This is a genomic window from Saccharothrix variisporea (assembly GCF_003634995.1).
Classification (GTDB): Bacteria; Actinomycetota; Actinomycetes; order Mycobacteriales; family Pseudonocardiaceae; genus Actinosynnema; species Actinosynnema variisporeum.
Genome location: NZ_RBXR01000001.1, coordinates 8,352,815 through 8,379,751 on the forward strand (window position 1 = coordinate 8,352,815; position 26,937 = coordinate 8,379,751).

Here is a 26,937-nt window from a genome sequence, read left to right on the forward strand (position 1 = left end):
ACCGCCGTCCATTTCTGGCAACGATTGACAAGGCACCCTCCGACGTCCTTCCGGAGGTCCTTTCCCGCAATTACGCGGACTTTCGTCGTCCGTTTCCCGCAGGTCCTCGCCCACTCACGCGAAGGGTCCCCTCATGCCTTCTCCAGGTCTGGTCCAGGTCGTCGGCAAGCGGTGCGTGCCGGTCGCCGAGGCCGAGTTCGCCCAGCTGCGCGCCCGCCACCGTTCGGTCCTGCTTGACGTGGGCACCGGCGACGGCAAGCACGCCTACCGGCTGGCCCGCGCCGACCCGGACCGGCTCGTGGTGGGTGTGGACGCCAACCCCGACCGGATGCGCGGGGTGTCCGCGCGCGCCGCCGCCAAACCCGCCCGCGGCGGCGTGCCCAACCTCGTCCTCGCGCACGCCGCCGCCGAGGACCTGCCGGACTGTCTGGGCGATGTGGACGAAATGCACGTGTTGATGCCGTGGGGCAGCCTGCTGCGCGGCGTCCTCGGGCACGCGCCGAACGTCCTCGCCGGCCTGGCGGGCGCCTGCCGCGCCGGTGCCCGGTTCCACATCACCGTCAACCTCCACGCGTGGCGCCCGGCCGCCCCCGCTGTCACCGGGATCGCGGAACCGACACCCGAATGGGTGCGTCACGAACTGGCTCACGTCTACGCCGAGGCGGGCCTGCGCGTTACCCGGGTCGGGTATCTGGCCGACGTCGGCACGAGCGAGTTGACCAGCACGTGGACCCGCAAGCTGGGCGCGTGCCGCGAGGAGTTCGACGTGCTCGGCGTGGAGGGCACGGCGCGCGGCGGATCGACGCGGCCGGTCGCCGGGATTACTTCTAAAGCGGCATGTCTCCCCGCCTAATTGGCGCGTTAGTGTGAGTGCGAGCACCCACCGTGCGGACGTTGCCGCCGGTCCGCTGCTCCGGTAGGTTGGGGGTTAATGCATATTGTTTGCAACTGGGGTGGCGTCGATCCGGATTGCCGGCGGCGCCTGTCGAGGGTGAAGCAGCCGGCCGGCTCGCCGCCGTTGGGGTTGGTGTTTTCGAGCCCGCCGCGACTGTTTCGAAACGCCGTGGGAAAACCCGCGGCCGAGGGGGTCGGAAGAACGTGACCGGAGAAGTGTCGGACGAGTACCCAGTCGGGCCCCGGTACCGTCGGGGGACCGGGGCGACAAGCGTGCTGACGCCGGCCGGGGCGAGCCGGTCGGCGCGGGGCATCGCGGTCCTGCTGGCCGACGACCACGAGGTGATCCTGGACGGCCTGCGCGCCGTGCTGGCCCGCGACGCCGGCATCACCGTGGTCGGCGCGGTACACGGCATACCCGAACTACTGGACCGCATCGACCGCGACCACCCGGACGTGGTCCTGGTCGGGGCGTCGCTCCTACGGCTGGACGACTTCCGCGTGGCACGCCTGCTAGCAGGTCAACAGGTCGTGGTCGCCACCCAGGACGATTCGGACGAGCTGCTCGTCTCCGCAATCGCCGCAGGCGTCAGCGGCTACCTGCCCCTGGGTTCACCGGGCGAGGAGTTCCCACGCGCGATCCGAGCGGTAGCCGAAGGCGGCGCCTACCTACCCGCCCACGTCACCAAGCGCGTCTTCGAAAGCTTCCAAATCATCCCACTCCCAGACCCAACCGCCCCCGCACTCCTGTCCCTGACCGAACGCGAGGGCCAAGTCCTACGCGCCATCGGCCAGGGCAGGTCGAACCGCGAGATCGCGAGAGAATTCGAGGTGAGCGAGACAACGGTCAAGAGCCACGTCTCCCGAGTCCTGGCGAAGCTAGACCTGAGAGACCGAGTCCAAGCCGCCCTACTGGCCTGGCGCCTGGGCTTGGTAACGGCCCGAGAAACCCCGGAAGTGGTCAAACCCCAAGACGCCCCAGCCTAACCCCCCAACCACTCACCCTTCTATTTCCTCCCACCCATTCCACACCAACCCACCGCATCCTCACCCTCACTACGAACCGCCATGATCCACAAACCCACCGTCACCCCACCCTCCACCACCCCCTCACGCCCTCCGCTGCTCTCAACCTCCCCCGGCACCCTCCAACTCACAGCCACGCCTCTCACCAGCAAAAACGCCAGCCGCAGCCCCGGTGCACCCCCCGATTTGGACCATGAAAGACGATCATGTAATCTATGACCACACCACGGCGAGAGCCGAGTCCGGGTGGCGGAATGGCAGACGCGCTAGCTTGAGGTGCTAGTCCCCGCAAGGGGGTGGGGGTTCAAGTCCCCCCTCGGACACACTGTTACCCCACGGGGCGGGTCGACGATTTGTCGGACCTGCGTCGTGGGGTTCGTCTTTTTCACCGTTCCGCCGGTACGTGCGGTTGTTCGATGACGACTCTGTCGGCATGGCAGATGATCACGGCCCGGTCAGTGCGCAGTGCGTCGACGACCAGGCGTGGACTCGCCGCCGCGGGCAGGTGCAGGGCATGCCCGATCCTGGTGATCAGCTGCTCTTCGCGGAAGTAGAGCGTCGGCGGCGTGGCCTCGGTGCGCGGGCCGCGGTGGTGGCGGCAGCGGTAGCCGGGTCGTCCGTGCGCCCACCGGGACTCCATCCGTTGCCCGCACGCACCGCAGCGCAGCAGCCCGGCCAGCAGGTACTCGCGTCGTTCTCCGTGCTGGTTGGGGCGTTGGGAGCGGATGCGCTGGACGGCGACGAAATCGTGTTCGCTCACCAGCGCGGTGTGGGCGCGCTGGCGGGACAGCACCCACTGGTGGGCGGGTTTCCGCCTGGTCACACGAGGCTGGCGCTGACCACTCGGGGTGGTGTGGTCATGGTCGACGCTCTGCCGGTTCCACACCTGCCAGCCGGTGTAGCGCGGGTTGCGCAGGATCGTGGTCACCGTCTCGACCGTCCAACGGCGCCCGGCGCGGTGGGTGTTGCGGGCAGGGTCGTGCTCGGCCGGGCACGGCGTCCGCCGCCGGTTGAGGACCTCGACCAGGTCCTCAATGCTGCGGCCAGCCAAGCGCTCGGCGAACAGCCACCGCACCGTCGGTGCGGTCTCGGGGTCGGGCTCCAGTTGGACGATGCTGCGACCGCGGCGTGCGCCTGCCGGGTGAGGGTGCGGGCCCGCCTCGACCAACCGGTAACCGTAGGGAGCACGTCCACCCAGGTAGCGGCCCTTCTCGGTCAGGGCCCGCATGGCCGCCATCGCCCGATGTCGGGCGCGGACCACCTCGCGCAGCGACTGCGAACCCAGCATCCTGACCAACGCCCGGTGCTCCGGAGTGTCGAGGTCGACCGGTCCGCCGGCTTCGGGCAGCCACACCTGCACACCGTGACACCGGAACAACGCCAGCAGCCGCTCCAACTGGTCGCCCGCGAAGCCGCGCTCGTACTCGCCGACCACGATCGCGTCGAACCCCCGATCCGGATCACGAAGCGCGGCCAGCAGCTCTGCGGCCTGCGGCCGGTCGCGCCACCGGTCACGGCGTGACCGTCCGGCGTCGAGGAAGGCGGTGGTGATGGTGCCGTGCCCGGCGACCAGCTCTTGCGCGACCTCCAGCTGCCACGCTCGCGAGGTGGCGGGGTCCTGATGCTCGGTGGTCGAGGTCCGGCCGTAAAACACGAACCGCAGGCCACCCGTAGGAGCCGGCCCCTGGCCGCACTGGACCCCGGACCGGTCTTCCGCCCGCAGGCCCATCCAGTCCGTGAGCACGTCCCGACCGGACAACACCACGACACCCCGCCTTCCACACCACCACAGGAAAGCAAGATCATCCCAAGGTGGCTTCCCGGGCGGCATGGCAGGCTCTGACTCGGCCGACGTACCCGCCGGGCCGGTGAGCGCCCCGTGCCCTCTGCTGCCGCCTGATGGCGTCCCACCATTTCGCCGCCAGGGAGAAGGTCGGTGCGTCGCAGCGACGGTTGGACGCGTTGCGCGAACGCGTTCGCATGGCCGACGCGTGACTCTGCACGCCTCTCACCACACCCCCAACTTCCGGTTACGCCATTCGGGTGGACTTCATCTCCGGCACTGCTCAACTATTCAAACTGTCGTCCAGTTACCGACCTGTGCGCATTCGTACCAGTCAGTGAAGTTTGAGCAGGGTTGTGCACAAGTTGAGCACGGCGCACGACGCAACCTGAGCCGCTGATGTGCAACCATGAAGCTTCCGCGGTCAGGAGGTTCGATGTGGTCTAGCGTGGTAAGCACGGGAGCGCTCACCGTCCTAGGTGCGGCGTTGATTCGCGCTTTGAATTTGTTGATTGCACTGCGTGGAACAATGCCTGCCGAACGTGCCGAGATTATCCGCGCGCTCAACCGCGCCATCCCGCATACAACATCGAGTCGAAGTCGCCGGTAGACCGACTAGTGCGTTGACCACATACGTTCACCGGGTTGGGGACACGCCGGACAAGGTCCCCGATGCCGGTTCGTGGTGTCCTCATGCTCGGCGGTGACGTAGTCGTCGAGCATGGGATGGGTCGATGGCCGAGCCGGTCAGAGCACGTCGATTAACCGAGGACGAGGGCCGTCGTCTGCTGAACTACGTGCGTCGGGGCAAGCAGGGCACGATCCGGATGCGGCGGGCGATGATCATCCTGGCGTCGTCGTCCGGAGCACCCGCGCCGTCGATCGCGCGGCTGGTCGCCGCCGACCCGGACACGGTGCGGGACGTGATCCACGACTTCAACGCCCGAGGCCTGGCGGCGCTGGACCCTAGCAGGGCGGGAGGCCGTCCCCGCCTGATCAGCCCCGACGACGAAGCGTTCGTCGTGGCGACGGCCAAGGCCCGCCCCGCCAGGGCGGGCCTGCCCTTCACCCGCTGGAGCCTGCGCAAACTCGCCACCCACCTGCACCGCAACCCCCATCGACGGGTCCGCGTCGGCCGGGAACGATTACGCCAGATCCTGCACCGTCACGGGATCAGCTTCCAGCGCACCCGAACCTGGAAGACCTCCAACGACCCCGGCTTCGACGCCAAACTCGACCGCATCGACGAGGTCCTCACCCGGTTCCCCCAGCGGGGTTTCGCCTTCGACCAGTTCGGGCCGCTGTCGATCCGCCCGCACCACGGCTCCCGCTGGGCGCCCGCAACCAGGCCCTGCCGGTTGCCGGCGACCTACCGCCGCACGCACGGCATCCGCTACTTCCACGGCTGCTACTCCGTCGGCGACGACACGCTCTGGGGCGTCACCCGCCGCCGCAAAGACGGCGACCACAGCCTGGCCGCCCTCAAGTCGATCAGGGCGGCCAGGCCGGACGGCGCGCCGATCTACGTGATCATGGACAACCTGTCGGCCAACAAGACCCCGAAGATCCTCAAGTGGGCGGCGGCGAACAACGTCGAGATTTGCCTGACCCTGACCTACGCCTCCTGGGCCAACCCCATCGAGCCGCAGTTCGGACCGCTGCGCACCTTCGTCATCGCCAACTCGAACCACCCCAACCACACCGTCCTGGCCAGATGGCTCCAAGAACACCTGCGCTGGCGCAACGCCAACGCCCGCCACCCCGACGTCCTCGACGCCCAACGCCGCGAACGAGCCCGCATCCGCAGCGAACGCCACCAACGCTGGGGCCGCCCACGAGCAGCCTGACCAACCCGGCGAACGTTCTTGGTCACCGCACTAGCAGGGCGCCAGGCCCGAAGTGTTGCCGAAACTGCGGCTCATCTTCCACGATGCCTTTGCGCTCTTCGCGCATGGCATCAGTGATGATCCGCCGGCGCCAGGCGGTGCGGCTGCCTTTGGGTCGAACTCGTTTTACGTAAGGCTGCGCGCGTTGGCGGCGCGCCCGGGCTGTGCACGCGATAGCCGAGGGCGATGAGGATCCGATGTTGTTGGTAGACGGCGGTGACGAGCTCATCGACGACTCGTCGTCGATGAGGCGAGTCGATCCCAACGACCGGGTCCTCGTAGAAGAAACTTGACCAGCATCCCGACGTCAAGCGCTCTCGTGATCAGGCCCTCGAGCGCCTCGACCGCCACTCCTCGTCGTCAGCTCGCGTCGATGGTGGCGTGGGCCAAGGCGTTGCAGGCGGCTGCGGGCGTGTGGCGCGGGCAGGGGTGGGCCTTCCCCACGGTGCTGCGACCGCGGAAGCGAGCAGACTGCTGATGATCTTCACGGCAAAGGCCGGTTGCTCCAGCCGCCGTCCGTGACCGAGCCGCCGACGAGTTCGGTTATGCAGACGAAGCCGCCGTCGCCGGTGCAGGCGATGACCGGTTCAGTGGGGTGGAAGGCGACTTGGTGCACTCGGCCGGCGCACGGTAGGCGCGAAACAACGTCGCCCGTCTCGCTGTTCCAGAGCACCAACATGCGGTCGGCGCCTCCAGTGGCGATCAGCCGCCCCGAGGGGGACGCGGCCAGGCCGTGTACGGGGCCGTCGTGGGCACGCCGGCGCCAGACCTGGCCACGGCCCGGGTACACGGCGATGGTTCCATCGGCTGCGCCGGTGACGATGCTGCCGGAGGCCGTCCACTGGACCGGGGTCTGGAGAGCGCCGCCTGCATCCCTGCCGAGCACATGCGGTTCCCACCGGTTGCCCGGACTTCTCAGCGTGACGGTCCCCAACGCGTTGACGGTCACCACATCGCCGTGGAGGCTGACCGCGACGGCGCGGATGGACGAGGCGTGCTCGTCGGCGATCAACAGCGCCTCACCGGAGGCGGGATGCCAGATGTGGAGGTTGCCGCCTCCCCCGGCCGAGGCGACGAAGGATCCGTCCGCCGCCGCCGCGCACGCCAGGACGGGCGCACCATCACCTGGGTACGACACGTGTGTGACCCGTTCGCGGAGGTTCCACACCCGGCAGCTTCCGTCTGCCCCCGCCGTGACGACGCGGTCTCCCGGCAACGGCGTCATGTCCCAGACCTGCGAGCCGTGCTCGCCCACGACAACCGGGACCGGCGCGGATCGCCTTCGATCGGCTTCGACCGTGTGGGCGACATGATCGACAAGCAGGAGAGTGCCTTGCTCACCCGCGGCGACTACGAGGTTGTCCTCCACGTTCAGCAGCCGCGCGGTGCCGCCGGGGTGATGGGTCCCGGCCCCGATCTCGGCGCCGGTCGCGGTGTCCCATGTTCGGGTCGTCCCGTCCGACGACGTGGTCAGCAGTGCCGACCCGTCCCGGGTGAAGGTGGCGTGCTCCACCAGACCGGTGTGCCCTCCGAGGGCGGCACCGGTGGCCGCTGCCACGCTCCAAAGGCACACCGTGCCGTCCCCGCTGACCGATGCCACGGTGTCCCCGTCGGGGGACAGCACAGTAGCCACGACCGTTGTGGTGTGGGCCTCCAGCACTCCGACGGGCGCGACCGCAGGCAGTTCCCACAGGTGGATCCTGCCGTCGTCGGACGCTGCGGCGACCAGGGAGCCGTCGGCCGAGACGGCGCAGTCGACGATGGGCGTCGTGATGGCCGGTGTGTCGACACCGCGCCCACTGGAAAGGTCCCAGATCACCAGTCGTCCATCCTCGCCGCACGTTGCCACCGGCCGTCCGCCCACGCCGACTGCACACCCGGTCAGCGGAACGCCGTGCTCGTGCACCAGTTCGACAGCATCGACTCCGGCTGGGCCGCGTACGTGCAGGACGCCCTGGCGCCCGCCGTAGATCAGGACGGCCCCGTCGGGGCTCAGCGCCCCGCAGGTCAGCGGTTCGGAGGCGGTGATCGGTTGCCCGACCGGCCGCAGTCCGGGCAGCGTCCACCGCCTGACCTGGTGATCGGTGCCGAAGGTCACCACCTGGCTGCCGTCCGGCACCACGGTGCATGCCGTGCAGGAGGGCTCGTGGGCGTTCACCGAGGCGATATGCCTGCCTGTGTGGGTCTCCCACAGGTGAAGGGTGCCCGCGGGGTTGCCGGTCGTCGCCAGCACGAACTTCCCGTCGGGTGTGGCGGCGCACGACTGGGGGCTTGCGGGCATGCCACCCAGGACTCGGACCGGACGACCCGACGGCACATCCCAGATCTGCAGGGTTCGATCGGTGCACGCCGCGACCAACAGGTCCGTTCCCGGGACGAACGCGCAGGCCGACAGCCAACGGGTGCCGTGATCAAGGCGTCGCAGCAGTGCTTCCGACTCTCGAGGCCGCGTCCGCAGCCGCAGGGGCAGGGGCAGGGGACGGTTTCCATTCGCTGCCGGGAACCAGGTGGGTACCAGGGCTGCGGTCGAGTGACTCCACTGGAGCCGGTTGGCGAGTTGCTGCCAGGCGAGTTCCGGGTGGGTCACCAAGTTGTGGGACTCCAGCCGCAGTGCGCGGGAGATCTGCGTCAACGCGGTGCGTGCGGACCCGGTGTCCGCGCGCCCGGTGCTCATTCCCGGTCCTCCGGCCACAACCGGAGCGCCAACTCGAAGTCGTCCTGGAGCGCGTAGACCCCCGTGTGGGTGACGACCACGCGCCCGTCTTGGTCGATGCGTTCCTCGATCCCGACCGCTTCCACCTTGCGTTGGAGGAAGTGGAAGTCCGTGAGGATCGCGCCCAAGTCGTCCCAACTGCCGCTGTGCGCCAGGTGGTAGGGCAGTTCCAGCAGTTTGCGCGTGTTCGCGGCGGACTGCCCGCCGTCGGTCAGGTCGAGCGGTTGGGCGGCGAAGTAGTCGGCGAGCCTGCGGTGAGCGGCGCCGGCCTCATGGCCCGCAAGGTAACGAGCGGTGACCGCCTCGGTGAGTTGTCGGTGGTAGAAACCGAGCAGGACCCTGCCTTCGCTCGTCCGTTCGTTCAGATAGGGCTCCAGGTCCGCGTGCAGGCGCGCCCACAGGATCGGAGGGAGCCGTTTCACGGGAGTGGCTCCCCCACCCCTCACCTCGAGGGGTGGGGAATACGGCATCCTGCGCGGAACCTCGATGGTCACCTCGGTGGAGGCGGAAAGCAGGTCCAGCAGCTCGCTCTCGCTCAGCCCGTACCTCGATGCGGCGAGCAGAGCCAGTGCCTCGCGCACCAGGGCGGGGCCGTGCTCGGCCTCCAACCGGTCCAGCAGTTGCTGGAGGATGCCCGGGACGTCCGTGGCGAGCGTGCCCTGCGGCACGTGCGTGTACGAGGCCCAGCAACGGGCTTCTTCGAAGGCCATGCGCAGGTGCAACGGGTTGCCGTGCGAGGCGAAGGACTCGAGGACCTCCGAGCGTTGCTGCGGCGTCAGCGTCCGGCGGGCCTCGCCCAGCCACGGCCGACCGGCTCCGTCCAACCACCGGCTCAGCAGCTCATCGCCCTCGGCGCTCGGCAGCGCACCCACCGGCTCCATGACCGCGCCCAGATCGACGGCAGCCCGCTCGGCCGCGCTGCCCCGCTGGGCGGAGAGCACCATGTGAACTCCGGGAGGCAAATCGGTCGGCAACCAGCTCAGGTCGGGTGTCCCCGTGAACTGGTCCAGCGCGTCCAACACGAGCACCAGCCCGGCGTCGGGTGGCACGGCGGCCAGCCCTTCCCGGAATGCCGCTGCGAGAGCGGACATGTCCGTGGCGGAACGCTGGTCCGCGTGAGAATGCCCTTCCACCGCGGGAAGCGCTCGGCACAGATCGCCGACGAACGTGCGGAGGTCGGCCGAACGTGGAGTGGCGCCGATGAACCGGGCGATGACGGGGCGAGTGTCGGCGATCCGGTGGGCAGCCTCGGACAGCAGGGCGGTCTTGCCGATTCCCGGCTCGCCCACGAGCACCAAGGGCCGTGTGACCCCGGACCGGATGTGCGCGGTGATCGCGTCGAGTTCCCGCCCGCGTCCCGTGAAACCGGTGCGGCGTTCGGAGCCGAACGCGCGGTGCGCCAGTTCCTCGGACTGGTGCGAGTCGAGCTGGGAGGCGGCTCGGAGTTCGGCGTCGATCGCTGCGGCGAGCGCCGTGTAGACCCGGTCGCACCAAGGCTCGACATGGTCCTTCCGCGGCCGGCCCCATGAGGGGTCCCAGGTGGCGCGGTACTCGGTGACGGTCTGACCACCGAGGCGAAGGCGCTCGGCGACGCCGTCGTGGAACCGCTGCAGTGAGGCGACCGCTCGAGGGTCCACGCGCTTCTCCGTCCCGCCTGTGGACTCGACATCGATCAGGTCGCGGTATCTGCCGGCCGACCCGTCGTGAGGAAGTCCGTCCAAGACACGACGAAACACGTGCACGGCGTCGGGAAGCTCCGGACCGGCCGCCGGAATTCCGCGAGCCGCCTCCTGCTCGGTCAGCGAAGTGCGCAGCAGTTGCAGAAGCGAGGAATCCTTACAATTCTCGGCGGCTTGTAATAGCGTCGAGCGCAGCAGGTCTTTGTCGCTGTCCCAAGCCTGGCCGCCGAGCGGGCCGCGCTTCGACTGCAGGACGAAGACCGGGGGAACGGAATTGCGGTCTTCCCAGTACCACCGGTCCACGACACGTCGAGCCGTGTCGTCGGTGATCTCCTCGCGCACCGCCCGGAAGATCTCGGCGTCGATGATCGGCGGCATCATGGTCGTGCCGTACCGATCGCCCAGGACCAGCAGGAAGTTGGGTCGTTCAGTGGTCCTCCGGCAGCGGTCGACCTCGCTCAGGCAGATCTCCGTGATGCGCCGGTCAGCCGCCGCGTCGTCGGACACGCCCCACCTCAGGTCGATGGCGTGGAATTCCCCGCCGCGACTCGCGCACAAAGCCCGCAACCTCGGGAACACCCGTTCGTGCAGCGCGGTGCGCTCGTCTTCCAAATCGCCGAACGTAGAACTGACGAACACTCGAAAAACCGACGTGGCTCTGGGCATCCAGTTGCTCCGAGGAGTACATCCGGGTGGACCGCGCCGACGCTATCGTCATCAGGCATGGGCATCACCGCAATCGGCGGCCACAACCGCCGTTGGTCGGCCGATCTCGCGCTGATCGGTGCGGCCATCAATGCGAGCGCTCACATCGTCGCGGGTGAACCGGGTCAATTGGCCGCGCAGCTCCTGCTGCGGCTGGAAGCGGCCGAAGGCCCCCCGGCCGGGTTGGGAGCGCTGCTCCAAGCCGCGGCGAGGGACCGGGGAAGGCCGTGGCTGAAGCCGTTGCGCGCGAGCCTGCGTCCCTCCCCGTCGTTGTCACGCACCCTGCCGGCCGGCAACGGGGGTGGCGAATGCGTGGCGCTCGCACCGGACGGGAGCAAGGTCGTCGCCCCCTTGGCGCGCGACACCCTAGGAGTGTGGAACCCCCGGACGGGGGAGAGGCTCCTGCGGCTCACCGGACACACCGACCTCGTCCGTGCCGCTGCCGTGACGGCCGACGGTACACGGGCAGTCTCTGTGGCCGAAGACCACACGCTCCGGATGTGGAATTTGCGGACCGGAAGCCTGGAGCGCACGTGGGAACCGCCGTTCCTGTCTGCGCTCACGGTCGCGGTGACCCCGGAAGGGCACCATGCGGTGGTGGCGCGCGAGCACCACCCGATCGCGCTGGTGGACGTGTTCGGGTCCAGGCGCGTCGCGACCCTGGCCGGGCACGCCCGGTTGATCCGCGCCATCGTCGTCACCCCGGACGGACGACACGCGGTGTCGGTCGGTTGGGACGCCACGGCACGGCTGTGGGACCTCTCCACAGGTCATCAGGTGCGGGAGCTGCACCTGGCGGACCTGGTGGGGGAGAGCACAGCGTTGTCCCCCGACGGGCGGACCGCCGCGCTGGGGCTCCACGACGGATCTATCGCTTTGTGGGACCTGGGTTCCGGCGCTGTGACGACCACCAGGCCGGGGCACACCTCCCTGATCCGCTGCCTCGCCTTCACCGCCGACGGGCGGCTGCTGTCGGGCGGCCGAGACCGGCTCCTCCTGGTGTGGGACGTCGGCACGGGGGAAGTGACGATGCACCTGGCGGCACACGATGAAGAGGTCGGTGCGATCGCCGTGGTCCCCGGAGGTGGCTTCGTGGTCACCGCCGATCGCGAGGTGAAGATGTGGTCGCTCGACACCGGGGAACTCCGGGCGACACTGGGGCGCCACGACAACTCCGTGACGTCGGTCGCGGTTACCGCCGACGGTCGGCTGGCCGTGTCCACTGACGGGGGAGGGGCGGTGGGTTTCTGGGACTTGGTCGGCGGGAGAACCGCACCCGGTCCGGACATCCCACCCGCACGGGCCGTCGCCGTCGTCGACAACCGCCTTGTCGCCGTCGATGACGAGCAGATCCGCGTACACGACCTCGACACCGGTGAAGTGCTAGCGCGGTCCGACGATCCGGCGATCACCGGTGGGGTGGTGGCGGTGGTCCCGACCGCTTCTCCGGCCGCGTCGCGCGGGCCGGGGGGATCGCCGGCGGTCGCCTCGCTGCCGATTCTGGTCACCTGCGAGGACCACCCTGTAGAACTCCGGAACCTCGACACGGGAGCGCGCACGAGCAGTCTGCCAGGTCACACGCGCTATGTCCGCGGGCTGGCAGTGTCGGCGGATGGGCGCAGGCTGGTCTCCGTGTCCTGGGACAGAACGCTCCGGCTGTGGGAACTCCCCGAAGGCCGCCCGGCGATGACGTTGCACCTGCCCGACATGTCCGGCCAGGACGTCGCCCTGAGCGCCGACGGCCTGCTGGCGTTGGTGCCCGACATCTACGGCGGCGCGTACGTTTGGGACCTCGAACGCGGAGCGGTGCGCAGCAGACTGCACGTGGACGCCGACCTCACCGACCGGGTGAACGCGGTCGCACTGTCTCCCGAAGGGGACGTGGCCGTCACAGGATCCCAGGACGGCACGGTGCGGGTGTGGGACGTGCCGTCCGGCGAGTGCCGGAACGTGTCGACCGGCCACTCCAACGGGGTGGGCGCCCTGGCGCTGTCGAGGAACACGAGTCTGGCGGTCTCGGCCGGCATCGATCGCACGGTGCGGGTGTGGGCGCTCGACCGGCCGGGTGGGACGAGCCCGCCCGTCGGGCACACCCGGTTCGTCCGCGGCCTTGCGGGAGTGCCGGACAAAGGTCTCCTGGTATCCGCGTCCGACGACAACGAAATGCACGTGTGGGACACGCGGACCGGGCACCGACTGCGCACCCTGACCGGGCACGACAACGGTGTCTGGGCCGTCCTCGCGTCTCCGATGGGAGACAAACTGCTGTCCGGCTCGGCCGACCACACCCTCCGGTTGTGGGAGCTGCCCGGGGGCCGCCTGCTGCACGTCCTCGAAGGCCACGGGGAGAAGGTGTGCGCACTCGCGATGAGCGCCGACGGCACCCTCGCGGTCTCGGGCGCCTACGAGGAGACGGTCATCGTTTGGGACCTCCGGACCGGCCGCCCCCGGCACCTCCTGCACGGTCACCGGAGCCTGGTCAGCGATGTGGCCATCACCCCCGATGGGCGGCTCGTGGTCTCAGCGGGGATGGACCGAACCGTGCGGGTCTGGGACGCGCGGTCGGGAGAGGCGCTCGCGGTGTGGGAGGCGCACCCCGACGTCGTCGAGACGGTGGCGATCAGCCCGGACGGAGGGACGTTGCTCTCCGGGGGCATCGGAGACGATCGCGTGCGGTTCTGGGATCTGCGGACACTGGAGCCCGGTCCGAGCGCCTTCGGGCCGTTCAGCTCGGTCGACCGGGTGGTGGTCGGACGGGATGGCACGGCGCTCTGCGTGGTCGACGACACGTGGCAGAGGTCGCTGAGCGTGCTGGACCTGCGAAGAGCACGGTGGCGCCGGCACCTGACCGGCCACGCCGACGTGGTCGGAGACATCGCGCTCGGCGGCGACGACCGGCTGGCCGCCTCGGTGTCGCTGGACCACACCGTGCGGTTGTGGGATCTGCACGACGGCGTGGAACTCGCACGCCTCACCGTCGACACCGGCCTGGTCGCAGTCGCGATGGCACCTGATGGCAGCTGGCTCGCCGCTGGTGGCGAATCCGGGGCCGTGCACCTGCTCCAGCCGGTGGGACCCGGGGTCCACGGAGTTCGCCGGCGACTGGAGGAACGAGGATGAATACCGAGAACAAGGCGACCGGCCACCACGTCTCGGTGTTGCTCCAAGCCGGTGTGGTCGCCGGGGACGTGCACCTCCACGAACACCCGGCAACCCGCACCGCTCCGCACAACCTGCCACCGGTGACACCTCGGTTCACCGGTCGCGACCGGGAATCGGCGGAATTGACGCGCCTCGCGGGAGCGGAACGGGGCAGCCGCGTGTGTGTCGTCGACGGCGCACCCGGCATCGGCAAGACCACCTTCGCGGTCCACTGGGCAGACTCGGCGCGCGCGCTCTTCCCGGACGGGCAGATCTACGTGGACCTGCGCGGCTTCGACCCGCAACGCCCTCCGGTGGCCCCCGAGGCCGCGATTCGGGTCCTGTTGGACTCGCTGCACGTGCCGCCCGCGGCCGTGCCCCCACACCCGGACGGCCAACTCGCGCTCTTCCGCAACCTGGTGGACCACCGGAGGTTGCTGCTGGTCCTGGACAACGCGCATGACAGCGAGCAGGTCCGGCCACTGCTGCCACGCTCGGCCGGCAGCTTCACCGTGGTGACGTCCCGACACCGGTTGGACGGGTTGCACCTGCACAACGGCGCGGACCGCCTCACCCTCCTGCCGCTCACCGACCAGGAGGCCGTGCTCCTCGTCGAGCGGCACCTCGGGCCGCGGCAGGTCGACGCCGAACGCGAAGCCGTGCGCAGGGTCGTCACCGCATGCGAGGGTCACCCGCTGGCGTTGAGCGTGGTCGCCGCCCGTGTGGCGCTCGACCCCGGAGTTTCGCTGGCCGCGGTCGTCGACGAGTTAGCCGATCGGAACGCGGCACTCGACGCTCTGACATTGCCGGATGGCGCAGATCTCCGCGCGGTGTTCGCCCTGTCCTACAACTACCTCCCCGAGCCGGCGGCGGCTGCATTCCGGTACATGGCTCTCAACCCCGGTACGAGCTTCGACGCAGCGGCGGTCGCGGCGATGACCGGAACCGAATTGCGCGAGGCGCGCCGTACCCTCGCCGAACTCGACCGCCGCCACCTCGTGTCCAGGAGGTCCGCAGGGCGTTACGCGTTCCACCACCTCACGCTGGCGTTCGCCGAGGAGAAGGCACGCACCGATCTCCCGGAGCGACACTCCTCCGCCGTGCCGGCCTTGCTCAACCACCACCTCCACGCGGCCAACCGAGCCGATCGGCTGATCAACGCGCACCGCCGCCCGGTCGACCTGGAACCGTGTGCCCGACCGGACCTTCTGCCCGACCTCACTGACCGCGACGCGGCGATGGAGTGGTACGCCGTCGAGTACGACAACGTCCTGGCCGCCGCCAAAACCGCTGCCGCCCGCGCGATTCACCCCTACACCTGGCAACTGCCCTGGGTGCTCTCGAACTTCGCCTACCTGACCGCCCGGTGGCGCGACTGGGCCGACACCCACGTCGACGCCGTCGCCGCCGCCCGCCACCTCGGCAACCGACCCGTCGAGGCGAGGCTGCTCCAGACCTTGGCCCGCGCGCACAGCGAAGCCGGGGAACACGCCGAGTCCGTGAAGCACTACCAGGCGGCCCTGGACATCCTGGACGACCTCGATGACGTGCCCGGTGAAGCGAACGCCCTGAACGGGCTCAGCGGCGCACTGTTGCGCAGCGGCGCGCACGACGAGGCATGGAAGAGGGCAGTGCACGCACTCGACCTCTACACCTCGCTGAACGACCGAGCGGGACAAGCGAGCACCCACGGCCTCCTCGGTCGCGTGAGCCACGCGGCCGGCCGAACCGCCGAAGCCGTGCGGTACCACCGGCTGGCGCAGCGCTGGTACGACGAGATCGGCGACATCTACGGCTTGGCCCACACGGCCGACTGCCTGGCCGAGTTGGAACTCGCATCGGGAAAACCAGGGCCGGCGGCCGACCTGCTCCGTAAGGCGGCCGAACTTCACCACCGCGTCGGCAACCTCCACTACGCGATCCAGTCCTGCCGCACCCTGCGGGCACTCATGCTCACGGTGGCCGACATCGCACCGTCGACGGGCGGCCTCGACCGGGCGATCACCACGTTGGAGAACCGTTCTCCGCTGACGACCGCGGAGCTGGCGGCGCTGATCACACCGACCGTCGGCTGAGGCGGCACCGGCGGAGTACCACCGTGTTGAGCGACAGCCCTCCGTCGTCAACCACAGATCGGTGGTCCGATCACTTGTCCGGTCGTTGTGCCGCAGGTGATCCCGGCCGCTGCATCTGTCGGTTTCTGTCGTCGTGCCTGCCGAAAATCGCATCCCTGCCAATGAGAAGCGTGGCCAGGCCGAGTGCTCGAAGTGGTTTCATGTTCTACAGCCCAGCGACTGACTGGAGAACGGGGCTGGCGGCAGGTCATGTCGGAGCCAGCCCGTTCCCAATCTTGCGCCGCTGTGCATCTCGGTGTGGAGGAAGACGCTGGTCGGCGAGCCCTCAGGTGACGTCCACCCGCGCCATGCGCAACTCGACCCTGCTGCCCCGCGGCGCGGTGGTCCCGCCCGTGGGCGTCTGCCGAACCACCTCGGTGGCGCTGCCAGTAGCTCCGCCGAAGACCGGAACCAGTTCCGCGTCCCGGATCTTGGCCGCGGCGGCCGTCCTGCTCAGGCCGATGACGTCCGGCACCGTGGTGGGTCCCGCCGTGCTGTGCACTTGCACAACGGTCTGCGGCGTGTGGTCGCCGAACCACTCCACCCCGTCCTGGACCATGCGCCACTGGAAGTGGGCGTTGCCGATCTTGGCAGGGGCGGTGACGCGGAACGTGAAGGTCGCGATGCCGCCGGGCGGCACGGGTGCGGGCAACTCCACCCGGCCCAGCCCCCAGTGGAGGTTGTCCTGCGGGCTTTGGGAACCCAGACGGATCACTCCTGGGCGCCAGGTTTCGGATCCGACGTTGCGCATCGTGACGGTCATGTCGTGGTGTTGTCCGGCCACCACTGCGGCGGGCACCGACTGGGTGACGAACTGCGCGTCCCGCGGCAGGAAGTCGGACGCGTGCCACAGGTCGTTGCCGTCACGGCCGCGGAAGGCGGTGACCTCCTGCTGGCCGAGCGTCCACTCCGGGTGGGCGTGACCGAGGTGGGAGTGCAGGGCGTGTTCGGTCGGGAGGTGGACGAGCCGGACTTTCTTGCCTGCTTCCCAGATGCCGCCGCCTTCGACTTCGACGCGCCAGTTGTCGTTGCCGTCCCCGACGCCCTTCTCGCCGAAGCACGTGACTTCCTGTTGCCCGGTCACTGGCGAGGGGAATCCGCAGTGGCTGTGGAGGTTGCGGCCGGTGAGCACGTGCTCCAGGCGCACGACGTCCCCGTGTTGGACGGGTTGTCCTGCGCGGATGTCGTCGGGTTGCCCGTGTGGGCCTTTGAGACGCCACAGGTCGTTGGCGTCCGCACCGGCGTAGCAGGTGACCTGTTGCTGGCGGGACGATTTCGGGTGGCGGTACCGGTGGGCGTGCGAGTGGAGGCTGCGGCCCGAGAGGTCGTGTCGGACCTTGCACACTGTGCCGTACCGGACCACGGTTCCCGCCTGTGCCGGTACGACGTCCGGTGTGTGGTCGCCGAACCACTCGACGCCCTCCTGGAGCATGCGCCACTGGATGTGCGCGGGTAGGTCCTTCGGCACCGTCAGGTCGAACACGAAGTCGGCTTCCTGCCACGGGGCGACCGTGCCCGGTACGGGGACGCGCCCCAGTCCCCAGGTCATGTTGTCCTGCGGGTTTTGCGCGCCCAGCCGGTACTGGCGCTCCGGCGTCCAGGCCTGGATGCCGGTGTTGCGCATGGTGATGCGCACCCTGTGGGTCTGGCCGGCCGCGACGGATGTGGGCAGGGACTGGGACACGAACTCCGCGGCGTGCGCGGGTGACGGGCTGCGGACGCCTTCGACGGTCCACATCTCGGCGTCGATGCCGCACTCGCCGTACGCGATCCGGAAGAAGCCCTGCTCGCCGAAGTTCGGTCCCCAGCTGTTCTTGCAGATCCAGTACTTCCCGATGTCGTCGTAGCCCACCACGCAGACGCAGTGGCCACCGCGGAGCTCGCCGGCGACGTGGCGGTAGACACCACCGTGGTAGCAGTCCTGGAAGTCGGCGTAGACCGAGAAGCAGGCGATCAGCGGGCCGGTGTTGGACAGCCACGCCTTCATCGACGCGGGCGTGACGTAGCGACGCCATCCCCGGATGAACGTTAGGCGCGCGTTCGAGTTGCCGCAGAGGTTCGCGCAGCTCTGGTCGCCCGGGACGTACGGGTAGCAGCGTTCGTCGGCGACACCGGACCTCTTGACGGCGTCGAGCGCGCGGTCGACCCACCAGCCCTTCGACGGGCCGTCACAGGTCCGTCCTTCGCGGCGGGCGTGGCAGTAGAAGAGGTGGGCTTCGGAGTAGTCGACGTCCAGGTCGGGGTTGCGCAGCGCCATCCGCAGCGTGCCTTCGATCGCCGCGATGGTCCCGAACGCGACGCACGACCCGCACGGTCCCTGGTCCTTGACCGGTGTGATGAAGTTGCTTCCGCCGACGTCGCGCAGGTCGAGCCGGTCGGCGAGAGCGGGCGTGGTCAGCGCCCGCGACGTCAGGTTGACGACCGCCATGCGCTCGCGCTCGGCGAGCGACGGCTGGTTCGGCCCCGGCTCGTAGCCGAGGTGGAGCAGCTTCTCCTCCAGCGACAGGTCGGTCAGCGGGGTGGTGCCGGCCTGCCAGGCTGCTCCGGTCGCTTCGATGCTCGATCGGACTTCCGCCACCGTCGGTCTTTCGTGGCTCATGGTCGTTCCTCTCATCCGGGTCGGGCGGCATTCGGAGATCTAGTCGGGTGCGATCGCGATCTCGCGGTATGCCGGTGATGCCAGGTGCGCTGTGGAGGCCTTCCAGATACGTGGTGCGTGCTCGGTTTTGTCGGATTGGAGCCGGTGCGAACGTTATCGACCTGTTACCCGAATCGCGGATCTCGTATTGCCTGAAGCGCACTTCCCAAGCGCACGCAGGAGGAAAGGGGTGCACGATGAGCGGTCAGTCGGTGAAGCCGAGGCCGGTGCCGGTGGCAGATGGAGGTCCTCGGGGCGACGCGGCGGTCGCAGGTGCCTTCGAGGCCCTCTCCGTGGTTTTCCCCGAGGCGTGCGCGAAGCTGAGCGAGCTTCACCTGCAGGCCCAGTGCCAGTTGCTCGCCGCGGCTTCGTGGCTGTGCGTCAACGACATCGAGCAAGATCTGCTCATCGCCCAACGCGCTCTCGCTGCCAAGTACCACGAGGGCGACAAGACGATCGGCAAACTGCTCGACGAACGGGTGCGGTCGGCCAGCCGCTGGGTCGCCGACCACGCCCACACGCGAGCCACGCGCCATTACGTGCGTGGACTCCTGCAGGCGGCCGGCCTGTCCTACGCCGTGCTGCTGGCAGTCGGGACTTTGGTGACCCTGTTGTGGAGCGCGGTGTTCGGCAGCGCCTTTGGCGACGGTCTGACGGCGGTGCACCACGTGCTCGTGGCAGCCTCGGGCGGTGTCGGAGGGGCCGTGGTGAGCATCTTGGCGCGGTCCACACACGGAATCGCGGAGGCGGACGACAGTTCGCTGGTCCGCGCGGCCAGGATCAGGGTCTCGCTCGGGTGGTGGTTCGGAGCGGTGGTCGTCTTCCTCGTCGAGGGGAGGGTGATCCACTTCGTGTACCCGCCGGAGAACGTCAGCGGGGTGACCCTGTGGCTGTTCTGGGGAGCGGTCGGCTTTGTGGCCGGTTTCAACGAGCGGTGGGTTCGGAGGTTGATCTCACAGGGTCCGGACAAGAAGTAGGCGACCGACATATGTGAAGTCATTTCGGGTGAATATGCGGATGGCCGCACAAATCGTGTGGAACGTTCACGCGTCCCCCGGCGAACTACTCTAGGACAGGGACAGGAGGAAGCATCCGATGGCTATCAATCTTCCTGGTTCGCCCAATGGCGAAGCCGATCAGGTCGCGAGCCCCGAGTGGCCCCAGTGGCTGCTCGAAAAGCACGGTGGCAAAGTGTTGTCCGCAGGTGCCGTGCGCGCGCCGGGAACGCCGGAACCGCGGTCGACGGCGTACCGGACGGCTGTCCTGCTGTTCCCCAAAGCAGTGCTCGACCACCCGGACGTGCCAGGCCAGATCGACTCCGAGCTCGGCGCGCTCGGACTCACCATGAAGGACGACAACAACGAACTGCCGTCCGCGGTCCTGCCCGACGAGCTGACAGTGCTCGGCGACGCCTTGGACCGGGTCCCGGTGCCCGTGGTGCTGCGCCCGTCCGAGCAGACCGACAGGGTCGTCGCGGTGGACGCGTGGGTCGCCCTGCAACAGATCAGGGCCGGGGTGCACGCGCAGCGGATCAGCGCCATCGACCACATCGACCTGATTTCCATCGAACACCTGCTGACCGGCACTCGGTACGGCGGTGTGCCGACATGGCAGTCGCACGACACACGCGCCACCGCGCCGCGCGTCGCCTACCCGATGATGCCCGTCGCCTACGGCGGTCCGCGGCCGGTGCGTGACCCCGCGTTTCCCAAAGATCGACGACGCGTGGTGATCGCCGTCCCGGACACCGGGGTCAACCAGCACCCCTGGCTCGGAGCGCACCCGAACCAGGTGCTCGCCGCCGACAGCTTCCTGCGCACCTTCGCGGCGTCGGAGAAAGCCATCAAGGCGCAGAACACCAAGCTGCACGGACTCGTGCCCACCGAGGTGATCGAGGATTCTTGGGAAGCGCCGATGTACGTCAACGCGCTGGCCGAGGAACTGGGACGCGCGACCGGACACTTCACCTTCATCGCAGGCCTCATCCACCAGCACGCGCCGGAAGCCGACGTGCTCGCCATCCGCGTCCTGCACACCGACAACATCGGCTACGAGGCCGACTTGCTGCTCGCGTTGTGGCTGATCGTCGCGCGGGTCATCGAGGCACGCAACGACCCGACCAAGCGGGACGAAACCGTGGACATCGTGTCCCTGTCCCTGGGTGCCTACCTCGAACACGACTCGGGCAAGGTCAGCCACATCCGCGAGGTGCTCACCGAACTCGCCGCGCACGGCGTGCTGGTGGTGGCCGCGGCGGGCAACGACTGCACCACGCGGGCGTTCTTCCCGGCCGCGTTCGCCGCCGAACTCGATGTGGACGGACCGGGGCCGAAGGTGGTTGGTGTCGGGGCGCTCAACCCCGACGGGACCGAGGCCTGGTTCAGCAACGCGGGTCCGAACGTCACCGTCAACGCCACCGGCGCCAACGTGGTCAGCACCTTCCCGATCACCGCCCAGGGGGCGCGGGGTTCGGGCATGACGACGACGGACGGGAAGCAGACACCAGATCCCGACAAGTTCGCCGGAGGGTTCGCGGTCGCGTCCGGTACCTCCTACGCCGTACCCGAAGTCACCGCCGCCCTGGCGGGCCTGCTGACCGCACCTGCGGAGGGCTCGGAGGGCATCGACGACATCCGTGCGGAGGCGATGCGAGCAAGGGCTGTGCAGGCGATCCGCAAACTCCGGGGGCGGTGATGACGGCAGGCCCTTCGCTCGACCACGACGAACTGGGCGAGTTGCTCCGGGCGGCGCAGTCGGGGGACCGGAGCAGCTTGGACGCCGTGGTGCGACGCCTCACCCCCTTGCTGTGGCACGTGGCCAGGGCACAAGGACTGGACCGTGAGTCGAGCTCCGATGTCGTGCAGACCACATGGCTGCTGCTGTTGGGCGGCTTGTCCGGCATCCGCACTCCGAAAGCGTTGGTTAGCTGGCTCGTCACCGTGGTCAAACGGGAGTCGTGGAAGGTCCGTCGCGCGCAGCGTGCCGAGCGTCTCGCCGACGACCTCCCCGACGAGGCGGACCCGGGCCCCGGCCCCGAGGATGAGGCGGTGACCGCCGCCCGGGACCGTGAGCTCTGGCGAGCCGTCCGCAGCCTGCCCGAACACTGTCGTCGCCTGCTGCGCGTCGTGGCGTTCACGCACCGGCCTGACTACGGCCAAGTCGCCGCCGCACTGGGAATGCGGCGCGGCTCGGTCGGACCACAACGGGGACGGTGTCTGGCTCAGCTGGCCAAGCTGCTCCACCAGCCCCCTGACGAAGCGGGTGGCGCACGATGAGGTTCTACGAGGAGGTGCTCGGCAGGCTCCACGACCTCTGGGCACAGATCGACCCAGCGCCCCCGGACCTGGCCGACCGGACGGCCTTCGCGTTCGACTTCACCACCGCCCATGACGAGATCGCGCGTGCCGTCCGGCACCCCAGGGTCGTCGGGGCGCGCGGTGACGCGGAGGCTCGGTTGATCACGTTCACCGGTGCGCGTCTGACGATCGTGCTCAGCCTGACCGTGAAACCCGGTGGCATGGCGCGCCTCGACGGCTGGATCATCCCTGCGTCGGCACACCTGGTGGAGCTCCGGACCGCGCAGTCCGTCCAGCGGACGTCGAGTGACGGCAATGGCAGGTTCTCCTTCCCTGCGGTCGACCACGCCGTCGCCCAGCTCGCCGTACGGATCGAGGGCGCGAGCGCGGTCACCACTCCCGCGATCGAGTTGTGACATGTCAGCAGCGGAGGCGAAGGCGCGGGGCCTGCACGACCGGGGAAGGGTGGCACTGACGGTCGGCAGGTCCGCCGAAGGTATCCGGCTTTTCGGCCAAGCGCTTGCCCTGCTGGGCTGGCCGGACACCCGAGAGCCCACTTGGCGGGCCACGGCGGCGAGGGTCTTGATCAGCATGGCCGCCGCCGAGGTGCACCTCGGGCGCCACGAGGCCGGGTTCCGGCTGCTCGACGAGGCCGAGCACGCGGTCGCACCCGAGGACCGCAGCGCCCTGCGTTCGCAGCGCGGACTGCTGTGCATCCTCACCGGACGACTCGACGAGGCACTGCGCTACCTCGACGAGGCCATCCCGCTGTACCGCATGCCCAGGGACGCCTACGACCTCGCCGCCGACCTGGTGAACCGGGCCATGCTGCACTCGCTCGCCGGACGAGCCCGGCTCGCCCAGCAGGACCTCGTGCGGTGCGAGGCGGTCGCGCAGAAGGCGAACCTCCCGCTCGTGGTCGCCAAGGCGCGGCTCAACCGGGGCTACTGCGAAACGCTGCTGGGAGACATCCCGGCGGCGCTGCGCACGTTCGACCTCGCCAAGCCGGTGTTCGAAGCGGACGCGACCGGACTGCTGCCCGTCCTGGCGATCGACAAGGCGCGGGCGTTGGCGCAAGCGGGTCTCGCCGACGAAGCGGCTTCGGAGCTCGACGAGGCCATCAGGCTCCTCAGCCGCGGCCGGCCCACGTACGAACTGGCGGAAGCGGTGCTGACCCGAGCCCAGGTCGCCGTGGCACAGCGGGACCCGGTGGGCGCCCGGATGTGGGCGCGCCGTGCCGAACGGAGCTTCCTGCGCCGGGGTGACGAGAGCAGGGCGGCGATAGCCGTGCTCACAAGGCTGCGTGCGGACCTCGATTCCAGGAGACGGCTCCGGCGGATCGCGGAACGGGCCGCCGTGCTCTCGGCGCGGCTGCTGACCCTCGGCCTGGCCGGTGACGCGGAGACCGCGGCGTTGCTCGCCGCGCGGGCGTGCATCCGTCTCAAAGACTCCGTCAAGGCTCGACACCACCTAGCGCAACCGAGGAGTCCACATCCCCCGGTCGAGACGCGCCTGCTGCGCAGCCTCGTCCAAGCCGAGCTGCATGGCGCCGAAGGCTGTACGACGAAGGTCTTCGACCACGCCCGAGCGGGGTTGGCGAAGTTGCACGACCACCGGGGCAGGCTGGGGAGCCTTGACCTGCGCACCGGAGCCAGTGCGCTGGGCGTCGAACTGGCCGCGATCGGCCTGGACACCGCTGTGCGACAAGGCCGACTGCCGGTGATCTTCGACTGGTCCGAACGGTCGCGCGCCCAGGCTTTCCTCATGCGCCCGGTCCGTCCCGCTCTTGAGCCCGCGGAGTCGGACGCGGTCGCCGAGCTCCGGCAGTTGGCGATGGTCGTGCGGACGGCAGAGCTCTCCGGACACCCCGACGATCAGGCCAGACGCCGGTGCGTCGAGCTGGAGCGACAGATCCGGGCCCGGGGCTGGCAGACCGATGCCGTCGGTGACCAGGAGCGGGTTGTGTCGTTCGGCGACATCGCCGCCGAGCTGCGCGGCGGGGAGGAGCTGCTGGTGAGCTTCCTGCCCGGAACCGATCCGCTGTGCGCGGTGGCGGTCGTCAACGGCAGTGGCAGGCTTGTCGAGCTCGGTGATCTCGCCATGATCACCGAGACGATCGCGAGACTGCAGACAGATCTGGACGCGTTGTGCGGGAGACGACTGCCCACCGCGCTGAGCACGGTGATCGAAAGCTCGATCGAGCATCATCTCGCCCTCCTGAGCGTTGAGCTGGTGGAGCCACTACGCGAGCTGCTCGGCGACCGCGATCTCGTAGTGGTACCCACGGGCCCGCTCGCGAGCGTGCCGTGGGGCATGCTCGACGAGTTGCGCGGGCGACCTATCACCGTGACCCCGTCGGCGTCGTCGTGGTTCAGGGTCCGGCAACGGGACACCCAAGGCGACTTGATCGACTCCGAGCCGTTGCTAGTGGCCGGCCCAGACCTGGAGTTCGCGCGCGCCGAGGTGAACAGGATCAGCGCGATGCTGCCATGCAGCGCCGTGCTGACCGGAGCCGACGCGACGGTCGAGGCGACGTTGGCGGCGATGGACAACCGGCGGATCGCGCACTTCGCGACTCATGGGCACCACGAGCCGGGCAACGTGCTGTTCTCCCGGCTGGACCTCGCGGACGGCCCACTCATGGCATTCGACATCGCCGGCCTGGAACGGCCACCCCAGCACGTCGTGTTGTCGTCGTGCGACACAGGGCGGTCGGTGATGCGAGCAGGCGACGAGATGCTCGGCTTCACTGCGGCCTTCCTGTACGGGGGCGCCCGGACCGTCGTCGCCGGAGTGGCCCGCGTGCCTGACGAGTCGGTGGTCGACTTGATGGCGGCCTACCACCGACTTGTGCGCCTCGGGGCGACACCCGCAAAGGCACTCGCGGAAGCCTCGATGATCGCGCCGCTGATCCCGCTAGTGTGCTTCGGATCTTGCTGATCCGGCAGCGATCATCGGCGCGTGTGCCGCTGATCTCCGCGCCGTCGCCGCGACAGCTCATAGCGAGCACACCGGCGTATGATCGCGCCTTCCGCCGGTCGCACCGCCCGCATCCTTCGAGTCCAGACTGGTCGCCTGAACCTCTCCGCTGTGCACCGGTCCTACCCGTTTCGGCCTAGCTCGGCTAGGGAGTGGACCTCTCCGATGTGGGAAGTGGCAGGTAGTCGAGACCACGTCGCGTTGGAGGCGGCGTCGGTGCTCGTGCCAGTCGTGCAGCGCTGAGTCACCGAACGAGCAGAATCTGCATCGCTCCGGCTCGTAGTGCCAACCGACCACCTACTCATGGATGCAGTCGACTGGGTGTCATTCCCTGCGGATGACTCCCGTGAACCCAACGACGAACAGCGTCCCGAACACCCAGCCCAGCACCTGGAGGAGCAACCCGACCGTGGCCAAGGTCGACCCTCGGGGATCGTCGACCTTGAAGTCGCAGCCCAGGCGGCCGTTGGTGGTGAACAGGGGCACGGACAGATCGGCGGCGAGCCGCACCGCCGCCCCGAAGGGGCATGGCGAATCCTCGTCATCGGACTTCTTCGCCGTGGTGAGGAACTCTTCGGTGTCCGGTCGTGCTTGGGCCGATGCTGTCGTGGTCGGTGCGGCGGCAGTAGGCCCTTCGACCCTGACCGCCGGCTTGTGGAGCAGATGGGCGGCCTGTGCTGAAATCGTGAGGATCGACGCAGAGATGAAGACCCCCAGAAGGAAGTACAGGGCGCGGCCAGGCTTGTAGCCGTGACCGATGACGCCGCGCTTGATCCAGTGCCATGCGCTGGCGCCAAGATGCGGTGGTCCGCTTCTTCGCCGGTGGCGCTCGTTTTCGAGATCTATCAGGAGGTCCCGGGCTTCGCGGGCTCGGCCGCTGCCGCGCAGAGTGGCCGCGAGGTGGTGGTACGGCTCCGCGTCAAAGCGTTCCACGTGGTGGCTGAGCCAGTGCGTCCAGTGTCTGTGTGCCGACTCTTTCGACAGCGTGGTGTACTTCATCCCCACGATGATGATCTTCTTGCCTGTGGTGCACCGCCTTTTTCTTGGACTGCATACGGCCTCCGGCGGCAACCGCAGCTCGTTGGTCGACGCGCAGCCGAGGTCAAGTGTGAGCCGTGACCTGTGTGAGTTGTTCACGACCGCAGGACTCTCTTGGATCGCCAGCTTGTGGTCGTGTGCCTTCGACGGCCAGATGTCGCCGGTGTTTCGGCGCCCGCTGCTCAGGTCGAGGCGTGAGCCGACCCGACTGGACATGAGGTGAACTGTTGCAAGTTCCGGTGATGCAGCAGTCGCGGTGAATCCGGCGGAGAGCAAGAGGGAGCCGTCGACCTGTAGGCCTTCGGCGTTCAGGGCTGGTCCCTTGGTGTTGCGGATGTGCGTGCCATCTATCCAAGCGTCTCCACCCACCCTGGCGTTGACCAGTTGGATCGCGCCGGTTTCGCAGGCGGCCTCGACGCAGGCGGTGCGGATCCTCAGCGCCCGACCGATCCCGATTCCCTCGGCGTGCAGCGCAGGACCATACGGGTTATGGAGGCAGGCGGCGTCGAGTTCGAGGTTGCGCCCGATTCGGGCGCCCAGCAGTCGGACGGACCCGAGCCACAGCGCCCGCGCATCTTCCTCCGCCTTCTCCACCAACTCCCGAGCCCCACCCCGCACCCGTTCCTCCTCGGGGTTCGTCGTCCGCAGCCCGCGCAGGAAGAGAGACCCCTGCACCACGAGTCGGTCGGCTTGGAAGTAGGGGATGAGGCAGTCGTCGAGGTGGAACCAGGGCAGGCGGGCGTCGTGCGCGCGGATGCCCTTCTCGAACCAGCAGTGCCGGAACTCGATGCCGACAGGCAGGGAGAACGAGTTGAGGGACCAGTAGTCGAGATCGCTCGGTCCGATGAGACGAGCGTTCGTGATGTGGATGCCGTACGGGGGAAGCGGGCTTTGCATGTCCGCGAGGAGTTCGCTCAACAGTTCGACGCGGATGTCCCGCTGGTGGGCATCATCAGTTCGCAGGTCCTCCATTGGGATTTCGGCGAGTTCGAGAGCCCTACCGGCCTGTGCTTGGCGTACGAGTGATTGTTCTGTGTGATTGAGC

The 26,937-nt window shown here is 68.9% G+C and carries 15 protein-coding genes and 1 tRNA gene; 11 read left to right on the forward strand and 5 right to left on the reverse strand.

What is annotated here, in order from left to right; all coding sequences use genetic code 11:
• Nucleotides 1-133 precede the first annotated feature (133 nt).
• The 3 genes from DFJ66_RS38045 (at nucleotide 134) to DFJ66_RS38055 (ending at nucleotide 2,243) form a co-directional block, all read left to right on the forward strand.
• Nucleotides 134-853, forward strand: coding sequence for a class I SAM-dependent methyltransferase (locus DFJ66_RS38045; protein ID WP_121228882.1), 720 nt, complete (start codon nucleotides 134-136; stop codon nucleotides 851-853).
• Nucleotides 854-1,098: 245 nt separating this feature from the next.
• Nucleotides 1,099-1,881, forward strand: coding sequence for a response regulator transcription factor (locus tag DFJ66_RS38050; protein ID WP_170199927.1), 783 nt, complete (start codon nucleotides 1,099-1,101; stop codon nucleotides 1,879-1,881).
• 279 nt (nucleotides 1,882-2,160) lie between these two features.
• Nucleotides 2,161-2,243 (forward strand) — tRNA-Leu (locus tag DFJ66_RS38055).
• A 62-nt stretch (nucleotides 2,244-2,305) separates the two neighbouring features.
• Here DFJ66_RS38055 and DFJ66_RS38060 read toward each other — a convergent pair.
• Nucleotides 2,306-3,685, reverse strand: a complete 1,380-nt coding sequence (locus tag DFJ66_RS38060; RefSeq protein ID WP_246030082.1) for a recombinase family protein — start codon at nucleotides 3,683-3,685, stop codon at nucleotides 2,306-2,308.
• A 752-nt stretch (nucleotides 3,686-4,437) separates the two neighbouring features.
• Here DFJ66_RS38060 and DFJ66_RS38065 point away from each other — a divergent pair.
• Nucleotides 4,438-5,550: an IS630 family transposase gene (locus DFJ66_RS38065; protein ID WP_121228890.1), complete on the forward strand. Its 1,113-nt coding sequence runs from the start codon at nucleotides 4,438-4,440 to the stop codon at nucleotides 5,548-5,550.
• Nucleotides 5,551-6,073: 523 nt separating this feature from the next.
• Here the strand turns inward: DFJ66_RS38065 and DFJ66_RS38070 are convergent.
• Nucleotides 6,074-8,176, reverse strand: a complete 2,103-nt coding sequence (locus tag DFJ66_RS38070; RefSeq protein WP_170199929.1) for a WD40 repeat domain-containing protein — start codon at nucleotides 8,174-8,176, stop codon at nucleotides 6,074-6,076.
• 83 nt (nucleotides 8,177-8,259) lie between these two features.
• Entirely contained in the window at nucleotides 8,260-10,620 is a 2,361-nt protein-coding gene (locus tag DFJ66_RS38075; protein ID WP_246030083.1) for an AAA family ATPase, read from the reverse strand.
• Here DFJ66_RS38075 and DFJ66_RS38080 point away from each other — a divergent pair.
• Together DFJ66_RS38080 and DFJ66_RS38085 are read left to right on the forward strand one after the other, a co-directional pair.
• The gene (locus DFJ66_RS38080; protein ID WP_246030084.1) at nucleotides 10,510-13,806 is read left to right on the forward strand and encodes a hypothetical protein; all 3,297 of its coding nucleotides are present in this window, start codon (nucleotides 10,510-10,512) and stop codon (nucleotides 13,804-13,806) included. The genes DFJ66_RS38075 and DFJ66_RS38080 overlap by 111 nt on opposite strands.
• Nucleotides 13,803-15,902, forward strand: coding sequence for a tetratricopeptide repeat protein (locus DFJ66_RS38085; protein WP_121228902.1), 2,100 nt, complete (start codon nucleotides 13,803-13,805; stop codon nucleotides 15,900-15,902). Before DFJ66_RS38080 ends, DFJ66_RS38085 begins: the two co-directional genes overlap by 4 nt.
• A 325-nt stretch (nucleotides 15,903-16,227) precedes the next feature.
• Here DFJ66_RS38085 and DFJ66_RS38090 read toward each other — a convergent pair whose 3' ends face one another.
• A complete protein-coding gene (locus DFJ66_RS38090) occupies nucleotides 16,228-18,540 on the reverse strand; it encodes a C1 family peptidase (RefSeq protein WP_121228905.1) in 2,313 nt (770 codons plus the stop codon).
• Between the two features lie 110 nt (nucleotides 18,541-18,650).
• On the opposite strand from DFJ66_RS38090, the gene DFJ66_RS38095 reads away from it, so the two are divergent.
• From DFJ66_RS38095 to DFJ66_RS38115, 5 genes are all read left to right on the forward strand, one after another.
• Nucleotides 18,651-19,556: a hypothetical protein gene (locus tag DFJ66_RS38095; protein WP_147459473.1), complete on the forward strand. Its 906-nt coding sequence runs from the start codon at nucleotides 18,651-18,653 to the stop codon at nucleotides 19,554-19,556.
• Between the two features lie 214 nt (nucleotides 19,557-19,770).
• The gene (locus DFJ66_RS38100; protein WP_170199933.1) at nucleotides 19,771-21,273 is read left to right on the forward strand and encodes a S8 family serine peptidase; all 1,503 of its coding nucleotides are present in this window, start codon (nucleotides 19,771-19,773) and stop codon (nucleotides 21,271-21,273) included.
• A gap of 86 nt (nucleotides 21,274-21,359) precedes the next feature.
• Nucleotides 21,360-21,854 carry an RNA polymerase sigma factor gene (locus DFJ66_RS38105; protein WP_246030085.1) on the forward strand — a complete coding sequence of 165 codons (495 nt, stop codon included), beginning with the start codon at nucleotides 21,360-21,362 and terminating at the stop codon, nucleotides 21,852-21,854.
• Nucleotides 21,851-22,291 (forward strand): hypothetical protein, encoded by a 441-nt coding sequence (locus DFJ66_RS38110; RefSeq protein ID WP_121228915.1) that lies wholly within the window; start codon nucleotides 21,851-21,853, stop codon nucleotides 22,289-22,291. The genes DFJ66_RS38105 and DFJ66_RS38110 overlap by 4 nt, the downstream gene beginning before the upstream one ends.
• Before the next feature lies 1 nt (nucleotide 22,292).
• Nucleotides 22,293-24,815 (forward strand): CHAT domain-containing protein, encoded by a 2,523-nt coding sequence (locus tag DFJ66_RS38115; RefSeq protein WP_246030086.1) that lies wholly within the window; start codon nucleotides 22,293-22,295, stop codon nucleotides 24,813-24,815.
• Between the two features lie 363 nt (nucleotides 24,816-25,178).
• Here the strand turns inward: DFJ66_RS38115 and DFJ66_RS38120 are convergent, their stop codons facing one another.
• Nucleotides 25,179-26,864 carry a hypothetical protein gene (locus tag DFJ66_RS38120; protein WP_121228918.1) on the reverse strand — a complete coding sequence of 562 codons (1,686 nt, stop codon included), beginning with the start codon at nucleotides 26,862-26,864 and terminating at the stop codon, nucleotides 25,179-25,181.
• Between the last annotated feature and the right edge of the window lie 73 nt (nucleotides 26,865-26,937).